The organism is Chloroflexota bacterium (assembly GCA_026706485.1).
Lineage (GTDB): Bacteria > Chloroflexota > UBA11872 > UBA11872 > UBA11872 > JAJECS01.
The window spans coordinates 502,142-525,019 of sequence record JAPOYR010000011.1 but is presented as its reverse complement, the minus strand read 5'-3'; the positions used below and the strand labels follow the sequence as shown (position 1 = coordinate 525,019).

Annotated in this window: 20 protein-coding genes and 3 pseudogenes; 6 read left to right on the top strand and 17 right to left on the bottom strand. The window is 67.4% G+C overall.

The genetic code is table 11. The annotated features are described in order from the left end of the window. Window positions 1-88: 88 nt before the first annotated feature. From OXG79_11905 to OXG79_11870, 8 genes are all read right to left on the bottom strand, one after another. Window positions 89-2,242, bottom strand: coding sequence for a hypothetical protein (locus OXG79_11905; protein ID MCY3784468.1), 2,154 nt, complete (start codon window positions 2,240-2,242; stop codon window positions 89-91). Between the two features lie 76 nt (window positions 2,243-2,318). Beyond that, on the bottom strand, window positions 2,319-3,212 hold the full coding sequence (locus OXG79_11900; GenBank protein MCY3784467.1) for a sugar phosphate isomerase/epimerase: 894 nt from the start codon (window positions 3,210-3,212) through the stop codon (window positions 2,319-2,321). A 3-nt stretch (window positions 3,213-3,215) separates the two neighbouring features. After that, the gene (locus OXG79_11895) at window positions 3,216-3,905 is read right to left on the bottom strand and encodes an RraA family protein (GenBank protein ID MCY3784466.1); all 690 of its coding nucleotides are present in this window, start codon (window positions 3,903-3,905) and stop codon (window positions 3,216-3,218) included. Window positions 3,906-4,386: 481 nt separating this feature from the next. Next, window positions 4,387-5,238, bottom strand: a complete 852-nt coding sequence (locus OXG79_11890) for a phytanoyl-CoA dioxygenase family protein (GenBank protein ID MCY3784465.1) — start codon at window positions 5,236-5,238, stop codon at window positions 4,387-4,389. A 1-nt stretch (window position 5,239) separates the two neighbouring features. Beyond that, window positions 5,240-6,148, bottom strand: coding sequence for a phytanoyl-CoA dioxygenase family protein (locus tag OXG79_11885; GenBank protein MCY3784464.1), 909 nt, complete (start codon window positions 6,146-6,148; stop codon window positions 5,240-5,242). Continuing rightward, window positions 6,145-6,513, bottom strand: a complete 369-nt coding sequence (locus OXG79_11880; protein MCY3784463.1) for a hypothetical protein — start codon at window positions 6,511-6,513, stop codon at window positions 6,145-6,147. Before OXG79_11880 ends, OXG79_11885 begins: the two co-directional genes overlap by 4 nt. Window positions 6,514-6,713: 200 nt before the next feature. Beyond that, window positions 6,714-7,616 (bottom strand): phytanoyl-CoA dioxygenase family protein, encoded by a 903-nt coding sequence (locus OXG79_11875; GenBank protein MCY3784462.1) that lies wholly within the window; start codon window positions 7,614-7,616, stop codon window positions 6,714-6,716. A 37-nt stretch (window positions 7,617-7,653) separates the two neighbouring features. Beyond that, window positions 7,654-8,961, bottom strand: coding sequence for an ArgE/DapE family deacylase (locus tag OXG79_11870; protein MCY3784461.1), 1,308 nt, complete (start codon window positions 8,959-8,961; stop codon window positions 7,654-7,656). A gap of 150 nt (window positions 8,962-9,111) precedes the next feature. Between OXG79_11870 and OXG79_11865 the strand changes: the two genes are divergently transcribed. Beyond that, on the top strand, window positions 9,112-10,203 hold the full coding sequence (locus OXG79_11865) for a sialidase family protein (protein ID MCY3784460.1): 1,092 nt from the start codon (window positions 9,112-9,114) through the stop codon (window positions 10,201-10,203). Between the two features lie 139 nt (window positions 10,204-10,342). After that, window positions 10,343-11,095 carry an aldolase/citrate lyase family protein gene (locus OXG79_11860; protein MCY3784459.1) on the top strand — a complete coding sequence of 251 codons (753 nt, stop codon included), beginning with the start codon at window positions 10,343-10,345 and terminating at the stop codon, window positions 11,093-11,095. Window positions 11,096-11,193: 98 nt separating this feature from the next. Here the strand turns inward: OXG79_11860 and OXG79_11855 are convergent, their stop codons facing one another. Further along, complete coding sequence (locus OXG79_11855; GenBank protein MCY3784458.1) at window positions 11,194-12,153, bottom strand: hypothetical protein; 960 nt, start codon at window positions 12,151-12,153, stop codon at window positions 11,194-11,196. Window positions 12,154-13,232: 1,079 nt separating this feature from the next. Here OXG79_11855 and OXG79_11850 point away from each other — a divergent pair. Further along, complete coding sequence (locus OXG79_11850) at window positions 13,233-13,514, top strand: c-type cytochrome (protein MCY3784457.1); 282 nt, start codon at window positions 13,233-13,235, stop codon at window positions 13,512-13,514. A gap of 688 nt (window positions 13,515-14,202) precedes the next feature. Here OXG79_11850 and OXG79_11845 read toward each other — a convergent pair. Together OXG79_11845 and OXG79_11840 are read right to left on the bottom strand one after the other, a co-directional pair. After that, window positions 14,203-15,267 carry a Gfo/Idh/MocA family oxidoreductase gene (locus OXG79_11845; protein MCY3784456.1) on the bottom strand — a complete coding sequence of 355 codons (1,065 nt, stop codon included), beginning with the start codon at window positions 15,265-15,267 and terminating at the stop codon, window positions 14,203-14,205. A gap of 75 nt (window positions 15,268-15,342) precedes the next feature. After that, a pseudogene (locus tag OXG79_11840) lies at window positions 15,343-15,654 on the bottom strand (redoxin domain-containing protein). A gap of 397 nt (window positions 15,655-16,051) precedes the next feature. Here OXG79_11840 and OXG79_11835 point away from each other — a divergent pair. Then, the gene (locus OXG79_11835; protein MCY3784455.1) at window positions 16,052-16,471 is read left to right on the top strand and encodes a hypothetical protein; all 420 of its coding nucleotides are present in this window, start codon (window positions 16,052-16,054) and stop codon (window positions 16,469-16,471) included. Here the strand turns inward: OXG79_11835 and OXG79_11830 are convergent. The 6 genes and pseudogenes from OXG79_11830 to acs all read right to left on the bottom strand — a co-directional run bounded on the left by OXG79_11830 (window position 16,420) and on the right by acs (window position 21,520). Further along, window positions 16,420-16,848 (bottom strand): annotated as a pseudogene (locus tag OXG79_11830) (peroxiredoxin family protein). The gene OXG79_11835 and the pseudogene OXG79_11830 sit on opposite strands and share 52 nt — an antisense overlap. An 88-nt stretch (window positions 16,849-16,936) precedes the next feature. Continuing rightward, window positions 16,937-17,407 (bottom strand): hypothetical protein, encoded by a 471-nt coding sequence (locus OXG79_11825; protein ID MCY3784454.1) that lies wholly within the window; start codon window positions 17,405-17,407, stop codon window positions 16,937-16,939. A 119-nt stretch (window positions 17,408-17,526) separates the two neighbouring features. Beyond that, entirely contained in the window at window positions 17,527-17,850 is a 324-nt protein-coding gene (locus OXG79_11820) for a cytochrome c (protein MCY3784453.1), read from the bottom strand. Window positions 17,851-18,133: 283 nt separating this feature from the next. After that, window positions 18,134-18,448 (bottom strand): annotated as a pseudogene (locus OXG79_11815) (redoxin domain-containing protein). 424 nt (window positions 18,449-18,872) lie between these two features. Then, on the bottom strand, window positions 18,873-19,436 hold the full coding sequence (locus OXG79_11810) for a cytochrome c (protein ID MCY3784452.1): 564 nt from the start codon (window positions 19,434-19,436) through the stop codon (window positions 18,873-18,875). 86 nt (window positions 19,437-19,522) lie between these two features. Next, window positions 19,523-21,520, bottom strand: coding sequence for an acetate--CoA ligase (acs, locus tag OXG79_11805; protein MCY3784451.1), 1,998 nt, complete (start codon window positions 21,518-21,520; stop codon window positions 19,523-19,525). 142 nt (window positions 21,521-21,662) lie between these two features. Between acs and OXG79_11800 the strand changes: the two genes are divergently transcribed. Together OXG79_11800 and OXG79_11795 are read left to right on the top strand one after the other, a co-directional pair. Next, window positions 21,663-22,583: an SMP-30/gluconolactonase/LRE family protein gene (locus OXG79_11800; GenBank protein MCY3784450.1), complete on the top strand. Its 921-nt coding sequence runs from the start codon at window positions 21,663-21,665 to the stop codon at window positions 22,581-22,583. Window positions 22,584-22,628: 45 nt separating this feature from the next. Continuing rightward, a complete protein-coding gene (locus OXG79_11795) occupies window positions 22,629-22,877 on the top strand; it encodes a MoaD/ThiS family protein (protein ID MCY3784449.1) in 249 nt (82 codons plus the stop codon). The last annotated feature ends 1 nt before the right edge of the window (window position 22,878 follow it).

The following is a 22,878-nucleotide window of genomic DNA, read 5'->3' as shown; positions in this document are numbered from 1 at the left end:
CGGGGGCGGATAGAATGCGCCCGGTCATCCCCAAGCCCGGCTGGCTCTTGCAAAGGCCCCCTTGGGGAGGGGACCTAAGCCCCGCCGGCTAGCCCTTATTTTCGCAGCGATCGAGGTCGCTGCCGGTCACCCAGATGTCGGAAAACTCGCTCGAGACGCAGCCGACCAGCCGGTTGTCCGAGATGTCCACTGTCGTGAGATCGGTGAGGGCCGCAAGCTCCGGTGGGATGATTCCGCTGAAGTTGCCATTGGTGAGCCGCAGCACCTGTAGTTTGGACAAACCCCCTAGCTCGGGCGGGATGGGTCCGCTGAGATACGTGTGCTTGAGGCGCAGAAACACCAATTCAGCGAGGGTGCCCAACTCAGGCGGGATCTCGCCGACGAGAGGGTTTTGGGAGAGATCAAGAAGCTCCAGCGCCTGCAAATCGCCCAGTTCCGGCGGTATCGTGCCCGACAGCCCGCTGGACGCAATGACTAATTCCCTAATCCGCGGTGGCGAGCCACTGACGACCACGCCCTTCCACCGGGTGAAAGGGACGTCAGGACTCCAGCCGAATCTGGAGTCGCCGGCGAGCACTTCAACGGCCGCAAGGAGGGTCTCGCAATCCTGAACGAGGCCAGGGTTGGTTTCAGGATCGGGGACAGCGACGCCGGCAGAGCAGACGGCGGTATCAATTGGCTCCCTGACCGGAAGCGCCGCCCGCGGCCGGAAGTCGCCACCGTAGATGATGCGGTTGTGGGTCCCGTCACGGTTCATGGTCACGAGCAGTCGTCCCGGATAGTGAATGGCGATCTGGGAGCCATCCGGCGACCATGCGGCAAGGGCCGTTCCGCCGGCCTCGGCCATGCGCCGCTCGAGGTCGGCTGGCACCTCCAAGCGGCGCAGATTGCTTCCATCAGGGTTGACGAAGTACAGCCAATCGGTGACGAAGAGGATCTCCGACCCGTCCGGTGACCAGGCGATTTGGCGCACGTCAACGCCCTCGACTACCGGTTGTTTGTCAGAGCCGTCTGGACGAACGGCGTAAATGCTGCCGAGGCCCGTCGGCCCTGCTGCGAAATAGGCGAGCCGACTAGCGTCCGGTGACCAGGACGGCAGCGGGAAATATTCGTGATCGGCATCGAACGGTTCTATGGCGCCTATCCTGCTGAGGTCAGAGCCATCGGCTTGAACTGTGTGAAGAATGTACCTATAGGGCCTCTCTGATCCTTGGAGCGCGACAAACGCCAGTCGACGACTGTCCGACGACCAAACCGGAGGCGAGAGCGCGACAGGCGTGAGTACAACCTTGCGTACATCCGAACCGTCGGGAGCCATTGTGTATAGCAATTGACGGTACGCGGGTCGACTATGAAGATCCAGGGGTTCCCTCTGATCTTCGTTCGATAGAAAAGCTATGCGCGTGCCGTCTGGCGACCAGGCTGGGAAGTGGTCCAGACCCCGACGCTCTGTAAGGCGTTCAGATGAATGTCCATCGGTTTCTACGACGGCAATCTCGTAGTCACGCTTTCCGCGTATGTGGTGCGGTGTACCGAAATTGTCAGGATGCATATTCTCAGGAAATCTCCTGAGCCAGCTATCGCTGTATTCGGTTTCATATTCGCAACTTGAATATACAATGCGCCTGCCATCTGGTGAGATATCAGCATAGAAGCCGTATTTGAATCCCGATGGAACTACTGAGCTAACCTCGGGATTGGCATTGACTCGATCCATGAGCTCAAGGCTCTCGAGATTCAGTGTCCAGATGAACTCACCGTAGCCGAACACAAGGTAGACGTTGTCGCTGCTCCAATGAAGGAAGTCATTGGAAAAATGGCTAGTTTTGTAGAATTCGGCACCCTCGGCTCCGAATGGAGTCGGACTGCATTGATATACCGGCACGGGCCCATCAATCAGCTGTTCGCAATATTTGAAGTCTTCGCCCGACTTGCACTTGGTTCCGTCGGCGAGAACATAAGTGCCATCAGGCAACAGTATGGCTCGCTTCTTGGTGCCATCGAAATCCTCGAACAAAGTGACTTGCGGAGCGTCACCGTCGTGGCTGGCTGATGTTGCCGTCTGAGTTGTTGCGGACGGTTCAGTGACCTCGACCGCAGGCGATGTGGTGACGGCCGGTTCGCGTGTTGCTGTGGCAATGGGGTCGGCATCGGGACCACAAGCAAGAAGGAGGAAGCCGATGAAAAGGATGCACGCGCAACGGGTGTAACCACGCGGCGTACGACCGAGGCGCACGCTCATGGCTCTCTATGGGGCGCGGCACCGATTTGGTGCGAGGAGTTCACGGGAATGCCGCCCAAACCATGTCGGGCTTTTCCTACGAAGTGACTTGAACAGCCGCCAGCCGCCGCTGCAGGTCCACGCCGGCCTCGATCTGGCCCATGAACTCGCGGGTGGACGTGAGCACGGTGCGCCAGTCGGGCTTGGCCGGCACGCAATCGATTGACAGGTAGCCGTCGTAGCCGATGGCGTCCAGCACGCGCACGATGTCGCTGAAGTCGAGGTGGCCGGTGCCTGGCATCTGGCGATTGCTGTCGGCCAGGTGGGTGTGCATGAGGTGCTCGCCCGCGGTCCGCAGCGCTTCGGTGACCGGGCCGTCCTCGATGTTGAGGTGGAAGAAGTCGGCCACGATGCCCAGGTGGTCCGACCCCACCGCCTCGACGACCGCGACCGCCTCGACGACCGAGTTCATGAATCCGGCGTAGCCCTCGAAGCGATTGACGGGTTCGATGGCCACCGGCACGCCCACGGTCTCGGCGTGAGACGCGATCTCGTGCGCCGACCGCTCGAACTGACGCCGCAGATCCGCTAGCGGCTTGCTGGTCACCGGATACTCGGGCACAAACGACACCGCGCAAATCTCGTAGACCGGCGGCTCGTCCAGCGTCGCGCCTAGGTCGAGGCAGCGCTTGGCGTAGTCGACGGCGTACTGCCGCTTCGACTCGTCGCTCGACGCCAGGTCGCGCTCCTCCCCCGCGTGCCAGCCGCCCCAGGCTCCGAGCAGCGACGGAATGCTTAGCCCCAGGTTCCGCGCCTTGTCGACCACGGCGTAGAACAGCGCCTCGTCGATGCGGTCGGGCTCGGCGTCCAGGTCGACGCCGTCGTAGCCCGCGTCTGCCACGGCGCCCAGCACCGTGTCCGGGTCCTCCCACACCTGTCCGCCGGGACTGCTCGCCAGCGTCGCCAGCACCACCGAGTACTTCAGCGCCATCGCTCAGTGCCCCATCTTCGAGAGCGCCTCGTCCACCGAGGCGTTCGGCCCGATCAGCGCGTCCATGGCCGCCCGCTCGGTGACGCGAACATGCTCCACCTGCGCCGGCAGGTCTGCAGCGGCCGCCAGCGGCACGTTGAGCAGACCGTTCACATCGCCGTGAATCAGGTCGCCCGGCTCGACCACCATGCCATCGATCTCGATTGGAATGTCCATGGTGATGCGCCGCGGGTTGCCGTGGGAGACCGACGTGCCCGCGGCGAAACACGGAAAGCGCATCTCGCGCATTTGGTCAATGTCGCGAATGGCGCCGTCGGTGACGAAGGCCACCGCGCCCAGCGCGCGGTAGAGCGTGGCGGCGTAGTCTCCAAACATCGCCGCGCGCGCCTTATGCGGCCCGACATCCTGCACGACGACGATCGCGGGCTTGGGGGCGGCGGCGAGCAGCTCGGCGAACTCCCGCATGCCGCGGCCCACGTCGATCGGGCCGGGTCCCGTGGTGTCGATTTGCGCCGTGACGGCATATCCCAGCGTGATGCCAAGCTCCGGATATATGCAGCGCACGGTCGACCCGGCGAACCCGACCCGATGGTCGCGCACGCCCAGCTCCTCGATGGCGTTCGACACCGTGGGGCTGTCGGCGGCCTTCAGCGCGGCAAAGGTGGTTTCGTCGAGCGGCCCGGATACCGACATGGCGGCTCCCTCGCTGGGCTGGCGCTGCGGGTCGATGCTATGCGCGGCGAAGTGTCAGCGTCAACGCGGACCGGGCATCGCCCCGGTTGCTTTTGGCGGCATTCGTCGACCGAGTGCGCCTCCAGTCATCACCCTCACCCCATCCCACTCGCGTCCCGGGAGAGGGAGCCGGACCGTGCCCCGGCCGTGGACCTCCAAGTCCTTGCGCCCCCACCACTGTCATTCCGAGGCTCGGCGAGGAATCTAAGGGGCGCGGAGCCTGCACCAACGTCCTTGGATTTCTCACTGCGTTCGAAATGACATGTCCGGTGGCCCAGGCTGCGTGCAGCCTGGGAGATTTCGACAGGCGCCAATCCCACGCTGCACGCAGCGCGGGCCACCGATGGCTCTCTCGATTCGTCGTTCGGAGTCCCTGCGAATAACCCCGAATGCCACGGCACCGGCCGCGCTGTTGCCCTGCGCGGCGGCACCGCGGCCCGTCCTAGTACGCCGCGATGTTGAGGACGGCCTGTTCCTCCGGCGTCAGGGCCTCGATCTGTTCCTGGCTCATGCCTCGGAAATGCGTATTCGGCGGGACCTCGGCCTCTTGTCCCCAGAGCTTGCGTTCGTCCAGCGACATTTGCGCGCGCATCTCCGGGGGCATGTAGCGATAGGAGTCGTTGAAGCCCTTCACCCACCAGCGTTGGAAAAACAGGATCAGCGAGTAGCGCGGGCCGTCGCCGCGATTGGTGCCGCCGGTGTGCCACAGGCTGGCGTCCCACATCAGCACTGATCCCGCCGGCGCTTCGGCGATCTTCCATCCGGGCGGAAGCGATACCGAGTCCTCGGGCGGAATCTCATTCGTGAGGTGCGAACCCGGCCAGACCACCGGCCCCCCGGTCGTCGTCGAAAACTCCGTGAGCGCCCAGGCGGCCTGGATGCCCAGCGCGTAGTGCCGGCCGCCGACGAACGGCTTCACCGTGAAATCGCTCCAGTCGGCGTGCAGGTTGCCGCCGAAGCGTTTGTGGTCCTTCTCCCCGGTCGGCATGGGCACGCGGATGGTGACGTCGTGGGCAAACATGTCCTCACCCAGCACCTGCCGCGCCACCTCCACCGGCGCCGGGTAGCGCAGCGGCAGGCCGTGGAAGTGCCGGTGCTTGGCCTGCGCGTTGAACACCATCCGCAGGTTCGCGCTCTGCAGGCCGTATTTGCGCCCAATGGTCTCCTCGGAGGCCAGCGTCTCCTCGATCGCCGCGACGGAGGCGTCAATCTCGTCCTGTGGCAGCACGCGCTCCAGGATGGTGTAGCCGTCGCGCTCGAGCTCGGCCGCATGCCGCTCGATGTCCCAACTCATGTCACCAGATGCGCGCGGCGCGCTTCTTGCCGCGATCGGTCATATCGCCCGGCACGCCGTAGCGGTGGCGGTAGCGCGTGCGCGCGATCGCCTCAGGCGTGGCCTTGTTCTCCGGAATGTCGCCCGGCCAGCCCTGGCCGCCCAGGTATTGGAACTCGTCGGACTTGCCGCAGAGCCAGAAGTACATCTCGGCGGCGTCCACGCAGTCCCGCATCAACTCCGAGTGGCGCAACGTGTCCACCACGAAGTCGGCGAACTCGATGTCGAAGTCCGGCTCCTGGATCCAGTCGCGTTTCGGGTCCTCCGTGCGCCAGTAGTTGTACTTGAGCAGATTGCGAATCCCGGTCGGAGCCGTGCGCGCGCCGCGCCGGTGCCAGATGTTGTAGGACGTGAGGAAAATCGAGCCCGCCGGCGCTGCGGTCAGCACGCTGCCCTTGATCGCGTCGTAGTGCGCCATGTGCTTCTCGCGCTGGTAGAGAAAGTGCGAACCCGGCAGCAGCTCCGTCGGGCCCATCTCGGGCGGCACGTCTTGCGGGTAGTAGAACACCTGGAGGTAGTTCACCTCCGGGCCGTAGCGCGAGCCGCCGTCGCGGTGCCAGTCTTGTGGATGCCGCGGGGCGGTGCCGCGGTGATTCGACATCAGCACCGGCAGCGTGAAGTTGTCGCCGAGCAGCGAGCGCACCGCTCCGGCCGCCGCCGGATTGCAGATCACGTTCTCGACGAACCAGTCCTCTTCCAGGATCTCCGAAGGTTCAGAGATTGGATGGTCGTCCAGGTAGTCCATCGCCTGCCGGTTGATCTCGTCGGGCACCACGCCTTCCAGAATCCAGTAGCCGTTGCGGCAAAACCAGATCACGTCGTCGTCGGTCATGGTGGGCGCGCAGGAATAGGTGCGCTTGGTCAGCGTCATGCGGAGGCCCTCCGTTCCAGGATGAACTCGCAGGAGAGTCCATAGGTGCGGCCCTCGTCCATCAGCAGCGACAGCTCGGGGAACTTCACCACCCGCCAGCCGTCGTTGATGGCATCGAGGACGGTCTTATAGGGCCAGTCCTCGGGCGGTGGCAACGGGTAGACCACCTTGCCGTCGCGGATCATGCGCATGCCGACCACGTCGGATACTTCCGAAGTCTTGGCTGCCTGGAGGTAGAGCAGGTCCCAGCGCCGCGGCTTTTCCGCGCCGACGGCCTCCTCGAGCTCGCGCAGCCGCTCCTCGGTCAGCCGCCCTTCGCGCAGCTCGTCGATGCACTGTCGCACCATCTGCCGCAGGTCCTTCATCAGCAGACCTCCGCCGATCGCGCCGTGGCGCTCGCGCCTCCCATCGTAGCTCGCGCGTGCCGCATGCTTTTGGCACCCCTCAGCAACCTCTCGTCGTTCCCGCGGGAGGAAACCGTTTCGAAATCCCTCCGTCATTCCGGCGGAAGCCGGAATCCAGTTCGGCCGAACCTGGAGGTTGGCGGCGGTCGCCCCTCAACTCATCAGCGGCGCCCGGATTGCCTCTCCCGTCGATCGGTGATGTCGCCCGGCACGCCGAAGCGCCGGCGGTAGCGGGCGCGTTCGTCGGAACCGGGCGTGGGCTTTGACAGCAGGATGTCCGCGGGCCACGACTGACCGCCCAGGTAGTGAAACTCGTCGATCTTTCCGCAGAGCCAGAAATACATCTCGGCGGCGTCGACGCAATCTCGGACCCCGTCGGCGAACCGCAGCCCGTCGACAACGAAGTCCGCCGACGCCACGTCGAACTCGGGGTTCACGATCCAGTCTCGCCGCGGGTCGACAGTCCGCCAGTAGTTGTATTTGAGCAGGTGGCGCACGCCGGCCGCCGCCGGCGCCGTGCGGGCCGCCCGGCGGTGCCAGATGTTGTAGGCGGTGATGAAGATCGAACCGGCCGGCCCGGCGGTGAGCACGCTGCCCTTGATCGCCCCGTAGTGCGCCATGTGCTTTTCCCGCTGGTAGAGGAAGTGTGAGCCCGGCAGCAGCTCCGTGGGACCCATCTCCGGCGGCACGTCCTGGGGGTAGTAGAAGACCTGCAGGTAGTTCAGTTCCGGCCCCTGGCGTGAGCCGCTGTCCCGGTGCCAATCCTGGGGCTTGGCCGGTCCCCGGCCCCGGTGGTTGGCCATCAGCGTCGGCAGGGCGAAATCGTCTCCCAGCAGTGAGCGCACCGCCCCGGCGGCCGCGGGGTTGAGAATCACGCCGTCGACGAACCAGTCCTCTTGCAGGATTTCAGTGGGTTCCCCGCGCGTGTTCGACGCCAGATAGTCCAGCGCTCGCCGGTTGATCTCGTCTGGCACCGCCGCTTCGAGGATCCAGTAGCCGTTGCGGCAGAACCACACCACGTCCTCATCCGTCATCGTGGGTTCGCAGGAGTGGGTGCGACTCATGCGGGGCGCCTCTGTCGGCTGAAGCTTGCCGCGGGCCCTATGATGCGACGCCGCACCACTCGACGATCGCCAGCGCGTAGATCTTGGCCGCGTCGATCAGCTCGTCGATCTCCACGTGCTCATCGGGACCGTGCGCCACCAGCAGGCTCCCCGGGCCGATGGTGATGGCCGGAATACCCGCGCGGTTCAGGAACGCCCCGTCGTCGACGGCGGCGAAGCCGTAGTAGGGCGCTTCCGTGCCGAACACGCCCGTGTAGGCGGCCTCGAGCGCCTTGCAGATGGGCTCGTCGGGCGAGACGTCGAACGGCGGCCACCAGAGCAGCCACTCGACTTTGGGCGGGTTGTCCCGCAGCCACGAGTCCGTGGCCGCCACCCGCGCGATGTGAGTCTCGATCTCGGCCCTGACGTCGTCCACCGGCTCCTGGGGCGGGTGCCAGATGGCGTATTCGACGCGGCTCTCTTCCGAGATCACGAACGGCCCGTTCGGACCGCCCTGCACGAACCCCGGGTAGATCGTGAAGTGCCCCGGTCGCTTGAACATCGGATGCGACTTGGTTTGCCCCCACTCCTCCTCGAGCTGGCGCAGGCCGTCCATGATCAACTGCGCCTTGTCGATGGAAGACACGCCGATGGCCGCGCCGCCGCCACCCGCGCGAATCAGCTCGTCGCGCATCGAGGCGTGCACCGCGCGGCCCTTGACCGTCAGCGCCATGTAAAGCAGACCGGGCGAGGCCGGGATGATGCCCAGGCGGTAGGGAGGTCCGGAGGCCTCGGCCACGATCGCCGCATCCGCCGTGTAGCCGCGCTCAATGGCCGCGCCGGTGCCGGCCTCCGTGTTCATCATCTCCTCGCCAACGACGAACTCGAGGATCACGTCGCCCTTTGGTCGCAGGCCCGCATTCAGCACCGCGCGCAGCGCCGTCAGCGTGGCGGCGTTGCCGCCTTTCATGTCGCAGGAGCCGCGCCCCCAGATCTTGCCGTCGATGACCTCGCCGCTCCACGGCCCGGTCTTGCTCCAGTTGGCGTCCGGTCCGGGCGGCACCACGTCCACGTGGCCGTTGAACAGGAGCGACCGTCCCCCGCCCGCACCGCGAAGCGTGCCCGCCAGGTTGGCGCGACCCTCTTCCGCTTCCCACAGGTCGGTCTCCAGGCCCGCGGCCTCCATCAGCGGCTGGCAAAACTCGTTCACGCGGGTCTCGCCGCCTCGCGCCGCCTCCTGGTCGATGCCCGGATAGGTGGGATTCACCGACGGGATGCGGACGGTGTCGATGGTCATCTGGACCAGGTCGTCGGCCAGCGCATCGACCTCGGCCAACACACGCTCGCGGATCTGGGACTCGGTCATCGCGGGTTCTCCTCGATTCAACGGCTCATTGGCCGCATGGTAGGCGCTTGCCGCACTCGCGTACGGTGGTGCGTGCTCTGGGTCCGGCGCAATCCCCTGGGGGTACCATCGGCGCCCGGCGATCCCCCGTGAGCGGAAAGCGAGCGCCAAATGGCTGCCAAGACCATGCCCGTCGACCACGAAGCCCGGTGCCGCGGGCGCTACGAGCTGCCCGGCCTGACGATCCAGGTCGAGAACACCATCACGCTGATTCCCGAGCAAGACCGCTTCTGTCCCGTCGGATTCCTGTTCAATCTTCGCGATGGCCGCCTGATCGCGGGCAACGTCCCCTCGGAGGACGGCGCGATGACCTGGCGCGCGTCACCGGACGCGGGCCAGACCTGGGAGCCGGCGCCGGCGTGGCCGAGTTGGCACGTCTACCAGTTCTCCGACGGCGAGTTGATCGGCCTAGAGGGTTCCGAGGAACCCTGGCTCGGCAAGACGGATCGATCGGGCGTGTACCTGGGCCGCGGCTTCCGTTCGACCGACGGGGGGCAAACGTTTGCCGCGGAGGCGGTGGAGATCTCCGGCGTTCCGCAGCTCGCCGAAGGCGAGAGCGAGCGCTGGGGCTTCCACGTGGACTCGTACGTCGATCACAACATCGTGGTGCTCAGCGACGGCAGCCTGCTGGCCGGCGCGCACGGGCGATTTACGGGTCATCGCAAGTACAGCACCTACGTCGTGCGCTCGACGGACCGGGGACGGAGCTGGCACTACCGGGCCACGGTGGCGTCGGACCTCACGCCCGGCGACCACGTGCGGATCGAAGGCTTCGACGAGCCGGGGCTGCTGACCCTGCCGAACGGCGAAGTGCTGTGCTTCATGCGCAGCGGGGGGCGCTACGACGCCCGCTATTCCCCGCTGTACCTGAGCCGCTCGGTGGACGACGGGCGCACCTGGAGCGTGGCCGATCCCATTGCCGACCGCGGTGTCTGGCCCAATGCCTGCCGCCTGGACAACGGCGTGCTGGCAGTGATCTACGGTCGTCCGGGCGACTGGCTGGCCTTCAGCCTCGATGACGGCCACTCGTGGATCGGGCACTTCTGCCTGCACCTGGGCCCGCAGCCGTGGGACTGTGGCAGCTACGACTGGGTCGAAGCGGTCGCCTCCGACACGCTGCTGGCCGCCTACGGTCGCACCGACCCGAACAACCCGCGCATGAGCGAGGTGTCCGGCACGTTCATCACCGTGACCCGCACGTAGCGACCCCAGGCTTTCCTTCGGATACGAAGCAACTGCCCGAACACGTATAAAAACCCCTGCCCGCGCTGCCCCCGCGGCGCCCATGCCTTACGCTGGCAGCCGCCGGTCCGCCGTCGATCAATCACAAGGACGTTTGAGCATGGCCAAACTCCGACCGAACCGCATCAAGCGCAAGCTCGCCGAGGGCGGGGTGGCAACCGTCCCCGCCGGCGTGAACACGCCCGACATGATCGACCTCATGGGCCCGTGGGGGTTCGACGGCTTCTGGATCGAGGCCGAGCACGGGCCGGTCGACTTCGGCGACATCGCCGACCTCACGCGCGCCTGCGACCTGTGGGGCGTGACGTCCATCGTGCGCGTCAACCGCGTGGAGCCCGGCATCATCTACCGCACGCTGGACCAAGGTGCGCAGGGCATCGTCGTACCGCACGTCAACACCGCCGACGAGGCGCGGCAAATCGTGGACGCCGCCAAGTTCGCGCCCATCGGGCATCGCGGCATGTTTGGCTCGCGCCAGGGCTACGGCGTGGACGACTACCTGAACAAGGCGAACGACGAAACGCTGATCGTGATCCTGGTGGAGGACATACAGGCGGTCCGCAACCTGCCGGAGCTGCTCGAGGTCGATCACATCGACGTGTTCTTCGTCGCGCCGTCGGACCTTGGCCAAAGCATGGGGATTCTGGATAGCACCGCGCCGGAGATTCGCGAACTGACCGAGAAGACGATTCGCCAGATCGTCGACGCCGGTCGAGTGGCGGGCACGCTCGCCTTCACGTCAGACGCGGCCCACTGGATCGACGTCGGCGCCCGCTTTCTGCACCCGCCCTGGACGCCCTGGCTGGAGGGCGGCGCGCGAGAGTTTCTCAGGAACACCGGCGGCGCGACCTAGGTGGAACGCCGCCGCTCGGTATCTCCGATCAAATCGCGCACTCGTAGGGGCGGGTTTCCAACCCGCCCGTCCGGTCCTCGGTTTGGGCTCGTCGGCTGCTACGGCACCCGCGCCGCTGGCCACACCGGGTGCAGGGCATACCAGCTGCGGTAGCCGTAGCCGATCATCTCCGTCAGCACATCCGCCATGCGTTGCACGCCTTCCTGCAGGCCGGCGTTGGAGCGGTCGAGGTCGCGCAGGTCGATGCCGCGCGCGAAGTAGCCTTGGACGCGTCCGTCGGGCAAGCGCCGGGTGAATGCGGGCATGAGCGGCGCACCGCTCATGATGCTAAGCAAGGCGGGACCTTTGGGGAGGATGGCCGTCTCGCCGCAGAGCTGCACGGGCACGCCGTCGCCGATGATGACGCGGTCCGCGGCCAGTCCCACGGCCTCGTTGCGGCGCAGCGCGCGCAGCAACGGGCGGGCGGCCTCGCGTTCGTCGTGCACCTCGATCTTTGCCTGTCGTCGGATCATCGCGAAGACGCGCCCCAGCCAGTGCGGCCGCAGCCGTTCGCCGGCGGACGAGATGGGTGCGTGTCGCCGTCGCAGCTCGCGGGCGGCGATTTCAAAGCTCGCGGCGTGCATGCTCACGATAATCGCGCCGCGGCCCGCATCGAGCGCCGCCGCCAGTTCCGACGAGTCGATCTCGACGCGGCGGTGGCGGCGCCACCAGTCCGGCCAGATCATCGTGAAGTACTCCACCAGATACCGGCCGTAGCTGGCATAGACGTCCCCGGCCGCGGCGTTCACGTCTTGCGCCGAGGCCGATGAGCCCATGGCCACGGACAGGTTGGCGCGCAGCTGGCGCGAGCGACGCCCGCCGCGGGCATACACGCGGCGACCCAGCCAGGCGGCGGCCGCGTCGACAAGGCGCGCGGGCAGGATGGCCACGAGCAAAATGACCGCGAGCAAGAGCGCCGTCGCCGAATAGGAAACGACCGTCCCGATCAAATCCACGGCCTGACCGAGGATGCTGCGAGAGACGATCGCCAGATTCCGCTGCGGAGACTGTTCCGGCACGACCAAGACGACCTCTGCGGCCTGCTGTCGGCACCTACGTACGGCAACGGCAGAATTTACCAGTCCAGCGCGATACTCTCTCGCCTATGCGCCGCGCCATGAGACCGCAAGACTCCTTCGCATTGGCCCAAACACGGTTTCCTGAATGCCGGTGACTCGCGCGTTGTCCGAACCGACGCGTGCATAGGCGCGCAAGCGGCCGTCGACTCGCACCCAAACGCCACTCGAAGGGTCCCTTGAGCATCTTCCAAATAGCGGGCCTGGTCGTCGCCTTGGGCTTCCTTTGCCTGGCTTGCGGGGACACCACGGAGCCGCCGGCAGCGGCAACGCCACCGGCCTCGTCCCCCACATCTATCCCTACGCCTACGTCAACGCCGACCACCGCAGCCATGCTGGCGCCTACAGCGACGCGCGAACCCACGCCCTCCCCAACCCCACGGCCGACCCGGGAGTGGGACATTCACCGCATGTCCGTCGAGGACTCCACTGTGACCGTCGAATTGCAGGTGTTCGCCGGCGTCGATGTCCGTGTCACCCTGGATGGACGCCCTCCGAATCAGACCACTCATTCCGACGGCATCCTCACGCACGTATTCCAGGATGTGTCGCCGGGTTCCCGCACCGTCTTGATCCAAGACGTCATGGGTTTCTCCGAAGCTCGAGACGTCGTCTTGACGTCGCCCACGCCATCGCCCGAGCCGTCGCCCACACTCAATCCCACGCCCACGGCGGCGGCCACTCCGACTCCCACGCCGGAACCAACGGCGGCCCCGGAGCCCACCCCGACACCCGAGCCGTCGCCCACGCCAACGCCGGAACCCACCCCCACCCCCGCACCGACCGCGACACCGACGCCCGAACCTACGCCAACGCCTGAACCCACCCCGACTCCGTCGCCGACGCCCACTCCGGCACCGACGCCGACACCGCAACCGACACCCACGCCCCCGCCGGTGCCAACGCCTACGCCACAGCCCACACCGACTCCCGTGCCGCAGCCAACGCCCACACCAGAGCCAACGCCGACGCCCATACCGGAGCCCACGCCCACTCCCACCGCGCCGCCGCCTGATCCGGCCTTGGGGGCATCGCTCGTCCGCGCCATCGGCTGCGAGGCGTGCCACAGCGCCGACGGTTCCGACGGCACCGGACCCACCTGGCAGGGCGTCTACCTCAGCCAGGTCACGCTGGCCGACGGCTCAACGGTCATCGCCGACGACGCCTATCTGCTGCGCGCGATCGTGGACCCCAACGCGGAAGTGGTCGAGGGATACGAAGCAGGCCTGATGCAGGCCGATCTCGACACGTTGCTCTCGCGCGAAGAGCTCCTCGCGATCGTGGCCTACATCAAGTCGCTCTAGCCTCGAGCGTACGTCGCGATATCCGACTTAGTCGGGAGGAATTCGGTGAGATGGGGCGGTAACTCAGGCCATTCGGACCCACGCCGAATCGTCTTTCCCCGGAGCGTAAAGAATCAACTCTTCATGGCCCAGAAGGGCCGATGCTCGTATTGCGGCCGTACCCATCGCCTCCGCTACTTGGAAATCGACCACAAGCACCCGGTGAGTCGGGGTGGCGGCAACGAGATCGGCAATCTGCAACTCCTCTGCGTCCCTTGCAACATGCGAAAGGGGATTCAGTCCGATCACGAGTTTCGACGCCGCTACAGGCGGCTCCTACCCGCTGACGGCAGCATCTCCCATTACCCCATTCCTCAGGACGAATTCACTGCCGAAACCCAGCGCACCAGGGCATCGCGAGAGGTGCGGGCGATTTACCACGAGAGATTCTCCGCCTATCGGCGGAGTCACGATGGCGGCTTTGGTTTGCTTGTGGCGGCAGCGGTACTTGTCATCATCGTCGCGGCCTTTCTAACTCAGACCTGTTGACACCCCACCCTGATCCCACCGGCTGGGACATGACTCTGACGCTTCCGTCATGTAAGGCTCTAACGAGCTCGATGCGGCGAAAGCCGGGCGTTTAGACCGGAGGGATGCCCATGGAAGTGCCCTCCGCCAACGCGGAGCAACGTTCCGGCAGCCTGCCCGCCTATACGTCGCTGATGGGCAGCGTGATGCGGGCGTTGCCGGCGTGCTGCGAGTGCAGCGCGGCCAGCAGCACTTCCACGACCTGACGCGAGGTGCGCCCGTCCATCGACGGGCGGCCGCCGTGGTGGATCAGGTGCACCATCTCGTCGACGCAGCCGGCGATGTGGCCGAGCGTGAAGTGCGGCCGGGGAAGGGTGCGATGCTCGAAGCCGCGTCCGTTCTTGACGACGACGGTGGCGTCGTCCGAGTCGCCGACGCGAGCGATGCCGTCCGTGCCCAACACTTCCAGGGTGAACACCTGCGGCATGGTCTTGCACATGTTCCAGAAGGCGCGCACGCCATTGTCGAACTCGACGACCACGGACATGGCCGGGTCGGTGTCGGGGTCGTGGCCGCCGTCGCTGGCATAGCGCGGGGGGTAGTCCTCGAACCCGGCTTCCGCGATCGCGTAGACCGCGGTGGGCGTGCCGCCGGCGTACCAGAGGATGGTGTCGAACATGTGCGTGCCATTGCGAAACAGCATCGCCCGTGGGCCGCCCTGGTTGGCAATGATGCGCTGCACCTCGCCAATCTCGCCCGACGCAATCACCTCGGCCACCTGCACCCAGGGGAACATCCAGCGCCGCGTGTGATCCACCAGCATGGGGACGCCCGCGGCCTCGACCGCGGCGATCATGCGGTCGGCGTCGGCCAGCGTCGAGGCGATGGGCTTTTCGCAGACGATCCCGCGCACGCCGGCGTCGACGGCGTCGATCACGATCTGCGCGTGCCGGTCGTCGGGCGTCGCCACGCTGATCACGTCCAGCTGCTCGCGGTCCAGCATCTCGCGGTAGTCGGTGTAGCCGCGCACGTCGGGCAGCACGTCGCTCCAGGTGCAGTGAAAGTCGTCCAGCTTCTCCTGCACGATGTCGCACACCGCCACGGGTTCGGTGCCGGCGACATGGCGATAGGCGGCGACGTGGGAGTGGGGCATCTCGAAGCCGGTGCCCGGTCCCGGCCCAGGCGCGGGGCGGTTGGCCCCGATGCCGGTGAGGCCGACCACGCCGGCCCGTAGCGGATTATTCATGGAGATTCCCGTCAATGAGGCCGGCGGCGATTGTAGGCGTGTGTCACGCGGCGTGCACCGAGCGGCGATGCGCCCCTACAGCGCGTCAATGGCCGCCAGGATGTCGGCAGACGGGATCAGGTCGTAGATGCCAGTGTAGACATAGCTCCAGGCAACGGTGCCGTCGAGGCCCACCAGAAACGCCGATCCCACGGCCAAGCCGTCGCCGAAGTGGTCAAAGACGCCGTAGGCCCTGGGCACCTCCCCCGCGGTGTTGTAGAGCACCGGGAACTGGATGCCAATCCGCTCAATGATGCCGGCGGTGTCTTCCAGCGAGTCGGTGCTGATGGCCAGGATTTCCGCGCCGCGCGATTGGAACTCCTGGTAGTGGTTCTGCAGCTCCACGAGCTGCGTACGGCAAGCCGTTCACCAGAAGGCGCGGTAGAACACCACCACCACCGGCTGCTGGCCCTGAAATGAGCTCAGGGTGTACTGCGGACCCTGGGCGCTCGGCAGCGAGAAGTCGACGGCGGCCGGTCTGGCCGATGTCGGGGGTGGTGTCGGCGTGGCGGTCGGCTGTGGCGTCGGCGTGGGCTGAGGCGCGGGGGTGGGAGTCGGTCGCGGCGTCGGCGTGGGTTGCGGGGTTGGCGTAGCTCTCGGCGTTGGTGTGGGCTGGGGCGCCGACGTCGGCGTAGGTGCGGGTGCGAGCGTTGGCGCGGGCGAAGGCGTCGGAGTCGCCCCCGCAGTCGGTGTGGGTTGCGGCGTTGATGTCGCTGCGGGAGTCGGAGTCGGAGCCGCCGTTGGCGTGGACGCCGGCGTCGGCGTTGGCACGGGCACAGGCGTCGAGGTCGGTGCAGACTCGGCGGTTGGCGTTGGCGCCGCGGCGACGACTACCGGGGTCGGCGCGGGAGCGGTGGTGGGCGACGGCGGGCTGGTGGGCGTTGGCGCGGGCGGCGGACTTGCGGTTGCGGCGGACGCCACCTCGGCGGCGGGTTCCGCGGGCTCGGCGGCTTCGCCGCACGCGGCCATGACGACCGCCAACGCAACCACCGCGATGATCCCGATTCGCACCATGTCCCTCCCGGCGGGTTTCCCCTGCAATCCTACGCCGAGCACGCCGCAGGGGTTCGCCGCGGCGACCAATCGCTCCGGCATGCAGGCGGCGCCGTTGCGCTACAGCGCGTCGATGGCCGCCAGGATGTCGGTGGACCTGATCAGGTCGTGAATACCGCTGTAGATCGACTTCCAGGCCAGGTTCCCGTCAAGATCGACCAGGAACGCCGACCCCGTGGCGAGCCCGTCGCCGTAGAGATTGAAGATGCCGTATTCCCGCGGAACATTGCCCTCGAGGTTGTAGAGCACCGGGAATTGGATCCCGATCCGCTCCACGATGCCGGCGGTGTCTTCCAGCGAGTCGGTGCTGACGGCGAGGACCTCCACGCCCCGAGACTCAAACTCCTGGTAGTGCTTCTGCAGCTCCACGAGCTGGGTGCGGCAGGTCGTTCACCAGAAGGCGCGGTAGAAGACCACCACCACCGGCTGCTGCCCTTGGTATGAGCTCAGGGTGTATTGCGGCCCCTGGGCGCTTGGCAGCGAGAAGTCGACGGCGGCCTGCCTGGCCGTGGCCGGTGCGGCTGTTGGCGTTGGGGTTGGTTGTGGTGTCGGCGTCGGCTCCGGTGTTGGGGTGGGTTCAGGCGCGGGGGTCGGCGTCGGTGCCGGTGTTGGCGTGGGTTCTGGCGTCGGCGTCGGTTGCGGTGTTGGTGTGGGTTCGGGCGCCGGCGTCGGAGTCGGCTGCGGCGTGGGCGTGGGCTGCGGCGTGGGCGTCGGTTGAGGAGCCGGAGTCGGTGTCGGCGCGGCTGCCGTCGTGGGCGTGGGTTGTGGCGTCGACGTTGGGACGGGCGCCGGCGTGGGCGTTGGGGCCGGAGTGGACGTGGGTGCGGGGACAGGCGTTGAGGTTGGCGCCGGGACGGCGGTGGGCGTAGGCGCCGCGGCGACGGCTACCGGAGTCGGCGCGGGAGTGGCGGTGGGCGTCGGCGGGCTGGTGGGCGTCGGCGCGGGTGGCGGCGGCGCGGGAGTGTCCGTTGGCGCCGGCGGCGGAGTTGCAGTGGCCGTGGGCGCCACTTCGGCGGCGGGTTCCGCCGGCGCGACCGTGTCGCCGCACGCAGCCAGTACGACCGCCAGCGCGACGACCGCGATGACCCTGACGCGCACCCGGATTCTCCCGACGCCTCATCCCTTGAATTCTACGTCGGAGGCGTGGCCCCGGTTTGCCGTGACCGCCTAGCAGTAGCCGCGGATGAACTCGATGAGCTGACCGACCTGCTCCTCCGTCAGGTCAAGGAACGGTGGCATGCCATTGCCGCCGTCGGCGAGCTGCGAGCGAATGCGGTCCTCTGGTAGGTCCTCTGGAGTACGACAGGCAAGCGGCGGTCCGATGCCGCCGCTCAGGTCTTGGGCGTGGCAGGTCGCGCAGGCGTTGTCGACGTAGAGCTGATGTCCGGGGGAAAGATCCTCGCGCGGGGGTGGAGTCGGCGTGGGGGTCGGCGTACCGATCGGGGTCGGCGTCGGGGTTGGAGGAGGTGTGGGAGGTGGCGGGGTGGGCACCTCGTCCGCCGGACGGGCTGTGGGAGACGGCTCAAAGGGAGGTTCGGTCCGCCCCGCTGGGACCATGGCCAGCGAGTGGGCGATGACCGGGGTCGGTTCCGGCGTGGGCACAAGGAGTGAAAAGCCGCTCGATTCGCCGCAGGCCACGACGCCGACGAGGACTACACCGCTAAGCAGCGCACAAATGCCGCGCCCGAGGCGTGCGGCTCGGCGAGACTCGGTGACTTTCACCTACGTGCGCCGCTCCGCTGAGCCGAGCGGCTCGGATTGCGCGGTCGTTGCGCTACAACTCGTCGATGGCCGCCAGGATGTCGGCTGACGTGATCAGGTCGTGAATGCCGCTGTAGATCGACTTCCAGGCCAGGTTCCCGTCAAGATCGACCAGGAACGCCGACCCCGTCGCCAGCCCGTCGCCGTAGAGATTGAAGATGCCGTATTCGCGGGGAACGTTGCCCTCGATGTTGTAGAGCACGGGGAACTGGATGCCGACCCGCTCCACGATGCCGGCGGTGTCTTCCAGCGAGTCGGTGCTGACGGCAAGGATCTCCACGCCGCGCGCCTGGAACTCCTCGTAGTTCTTTTGCAGCTCCACGAGCTGGGTGCGGCAGGTCCCTCACCAAAAGGCGCGGTAGAACACGACGACCACCGGCTGCTGCCCGGCGAATGAGCTCAGGGTGTACTGCGGGCCTTGGGCGCTCGGAAGCGAGAAGTCGACGGCAACTGGCCTTGCTGGGGCCGGCGGCGGGGTCGGCGTCGCGGCTGGCTGTGGCGCCTGCGTGGCAGTCGGTTGCGGTGTTGGCGCGGGCGGGGGAGCGGCAGTGGCCGTCGCCGGCGCGGAGGCTGCGGTCGCCGCCGGTGCGGACTCGGCCACAGGTTCCGCCGGCGCGGTGGTGTCGCCGCACGCCGCCAGGACCACCGTCAACGCGATCGCTGCGACGATTCCGACGCGCAACTTGGCGCTCCTCACCGGACCTTCATCAGATTCTACGACGAGCGCGCGGACGCGCATTGTCATTTTGGACTCAGGAACTGCGAATGAATTCCATGAGCTGAACGATTTGCTCTTCCGTCAAGTCGGGAAACGGCGGCATGCCGTTGCCGCCCTCGCCGAGCTGCTGGCGGATGCGCTCCTCGGTCAGATCGTCAACGGTCCGCCCCGCGAGAGCCGGTCCGATGCCGCCGCTCAGGTCTTCGGCGTGACAGACCGTGCAGCCGTTGGCGATGAAGAGTTGATGACCGGGTGGCAAGTCGCTGGGCGGCGCCGTCGGTGGCGGCGGGGTGGGGCTGGTCCCGTCCACCGCCGGGGTCGGCGTCTCGATCACGATGGGCGTTGGCGCCGCCATGGTGACCACCGCCTCGGGCGTCCGCGGGGGCGGCGCCGGGGCCAGGTTCGGCGCGGTCCGTCCCGCCGGCACCATGGCCAGCAGTTGGGCGACGGCCGGGGTCGGCTCAGGGGTTGGCGCCAGGTCGGAGAAGCGGCTCGACTCGCCGCAGGCCGCCAGGGCGGCGGTGAGGAAAACGCCGCCCAGAAACGCGCAAATGGCGCGCCCGAGGCGCGCGGTTCGACGGGACCCGGTGACCTGCATGGACCTGCGTTGCTCCGCTGAACGGCGCCGCTCCGATCGCGGCGCCGGCGCCATGGTATTACGTCGGGCGGATTGCTTCAGCGGGGTTATTCCTCGTCGCCCCGCAGCTGGGCCAAGACCGTCAGGTCCTCCAGCGTGGTGGTGTCGCCGACCACCTCACGGCCGGCAGCGATATCGCGCAACAGCCGGCGCATGATCTTGCCGCTGCGCGTCTTGGGCAGCGCATCCGCGAACCGCAGTTGCTTGGGCCGCGCGAAGCGTCCCAGCTTCTCGCCCACGTGCGCCGTCAGCTCCGCGTGCATCTCGTCCGAGGTGTCGATGCCGCCTCGCAGCGTGACGAAGGCGGCGATCGCCTCGCCGGTGATGGGATCAGGCGTCCCAACGACCGCGGATTCGGCCACCGCGGGGTGGCTCACCAGGGCGCTCTCGACTTCCGCCGTGCCGATGCGGTGCCCCGAGACGTTGAGCGTGTCGTCGACGCGCCCGATGATCCAGAAATAGCCGTCGGTGTCGCGCACGGCCCCATCGCCGGTCAGATAGCGACCGGGGAACTTGGCCCAATATTGCTCGATGAACCGCTCGGCGTCGCCGTGCTCGCCGGGATGGCCCGGAACGCCCCAGCCATCCTTGTAGATGCCGCGCAGCATGCCCGGCCAGGGGCGATTCAGCACCAGGAGGCCGCGCGTACCGTCGGGCAGCGCCTCACCTTGCTCGTCGACGATCTGGGGCTCCGTGCCGGGGAACGGCAGCGTGGCCGAGCCGGGCTTCTGCGCAATGGCGCCCGGCAGCGGCGTGATGAGGACTCCGCCCGTTTCCGTCTGCCACCACGTGTCCACGATCGGGCAGCGTCCGCCGCCGATCACCCGGTGGTACCACAGCCACGCGTCGGGGTTGATCGGCTCGCCCACGGTCCCGAGCAGCCGCAGGCTGGTGAGATCGTGGACGTCGGGGTGCTCCTCGCCCCAGCGCACGAAGGTCCGGATGGCCGTGGGCGCCGTGTAGAGCACCGTGACGCCATATTTCTCGACGATGGCCCAAAACCGGTCCTCTTTCGGCGCGTTGGGGGCGCCCTCGTAGATCACGCTCGTGGCGCCGTTGCCGAGGATCCCGTAGACGATGTAGCTGTGCCCGGTGACCCAGCCGATATCGGCGGTGCACCAGTAGATGTCGTCGTCGCGCAGGTCGAAGATCAGCTTGGCCGTGGTGGCGGTGTAGACCATGTAGCCCGCCGTCGTGTGGACCACGCCCTTGGGCTTGCCCGTGGTTCCGCTGGTGTACAGGATGTAGAGCGGGTGTTCGGCGGGCAGCTCCTCCGGGGGGCACTCGTCGGACTGACCGGCGACGGCGTCGTCCCACCAGACGTCGCGCCCCTCGACCCAGGTGATGTCGTTCTCGCAGCGACGCAGCACGACCACCGAGCCGACCGACGGGCACGAGTCGTCCGCCAGGGCGGCGTCCACGTTGGCTTTCAGCGGGATCACGCGACCGCGCCGCCAGCCGCCGTCGGCGGTGATCACCAGCGAGGCGCCGGCGTCGTTCACCCGGTCGCGAATGGCATCCGCGCTGAACCCGCCGAACACGACGCTGTGGACCAGGCCCAAACGGGCGCACGCCAGCATGGCGACCGGCAGCTCCGGCACCATGGGCATGTAGAGCAGCACGCGGTCGCCGCGCTCCAGGCCCAACGCGCGCAAAGCGTTGGCGAACCGCTGCACGTCACGCAGCAAGTCGGCGTAGGTGATGACGCGCGTGTCGCCCGGCTCGCCTTCCCAGTAGAAGGCGACGCGCTCGCCGCGACCGGCGGCCACGTGGCGGTCCACGCAGTTCACGCTGATGTTGGTGGCGCCGTCCACGAACCACTTGGCGAACGGCGGCTCCCACTCCAGCAGCGTCGTCCACGGCTTCATCCACTCGAAGCCGTCCGTGATCTCACGCCAGAAGTCCTCCGGCTCTTCGAGGCTGCGTCGATACAGCTCGCGGTATTGCTCCATCGAGCCGATGTGCGCGCGCGCGGCGAAGTCCGCCGGCGGCTCGAAGAGTTGGGACGCCTCGGAGGATTGATGCGAAATCTGGTCGGTTGTCATACGTCATGCCGCCGTGATGGAGAGGCGCCGACAAGAGGCTAGGAGCGCCGCCGAAAACCTGTCAACCGCTTGCGGTGTCGCGCGCCGTGCTCCCGTCGGGCATCATCGGGCTTACACCAACTGGCAACGCCTGAAGGTTGGAATGGCGCACCGTTTCGTCGACGAGGAGCACGCGCTCGCGCTCGAGGATCGCAGCGGGCGGCTGCATGAGCTGCTGGCGCCCGGAGCGCAGTTCGAGCGCATCGCCAGCGGGCTTGGCTTCACCGAGGGACCCGTCTGGCGCGGCGATCATCTGCTCTTCAGCGACATCCCGAACGACCGCATCTGCCGCTGGCGCGAGCTGCCCGAGGGCCCCGAGCTCACCACGTTTCGCGCGGGCAGCGGCTCGACCAACGGGATCACCCTGGACCGCGACGGCAATGTCCTGGCCTGCGCCCACACCGCGCGGGCGGTGCTGCGGTTCGACGCCAACACGCAGCCGGATCCCATCGCTGCGTACTTCGAGGGACGGCGGCTCAACAGTCCCAACGACCTCGTCGTGCGCCGCAACGGCGACATCTACTTCACCGACCCGCCCTACGGCATCGATCCGCTGGGTCCCGACGCCAAGGAGCAGCCGGTGAACGGCGTGTACCGGCTTTCGCCGGACGGCTCGCTGGCGCTGGCGACCGATCGGTTCGTGCGGCCGAACGGGCTGGCGTTTTCGCCCGATGAATCCGTGCTCTACGTCGGGGACTCGGGCGGACCGCGAGACATCTGGGCGTTCGACGTCGAGGAAGACGGGTCGCCGACGAACCCGCGGCAGTTCGTGGACATGGACGCGCACCCGGCGCCGAACAATCCGGACGGCATGAAGTGCGATGCCGAGGGGCGGCTGTGGAGCACCGGTCCGGGCGGAGTCTGGGTGGTCGAGCCCGACGGCGCCGTGCTGGGGGTAATCGTCACTCCCGCCCGACCATCGAATCTGGCCTGGGGCGGGTCCGGGTGGAGCACGCTGTTCGTCACGGCGCAAACGTCCGTCTATCGCATCGAGACGGCGGTGCGCGGGCGGTCGGTGCCCTAGCGCCTGGTCGGTCGGCGTCGGGCCGGAGGGAGAGGATGGTGCACGATGACGCCGCCGCTTCGCGTGCGTGTGCGACCCTACGCGGACCTTGCCCGCTACTTTCCGGGTACCGGCGCGGTGCGGGAGGTTGACGTGCCGGCGGGAGCCACGATCCAGGATCTCCTCGAACGCTACGGCGTCGATGCCGAACCGCGTCTCACGCTTGGCCTGAACGGCGAGCTGGCGGAGCGCGACGCCGTGCTGGCGGCTGGCGATCTGGTCGACATCCTCGTCCCGATGTCAGGTGGCGCCTAGC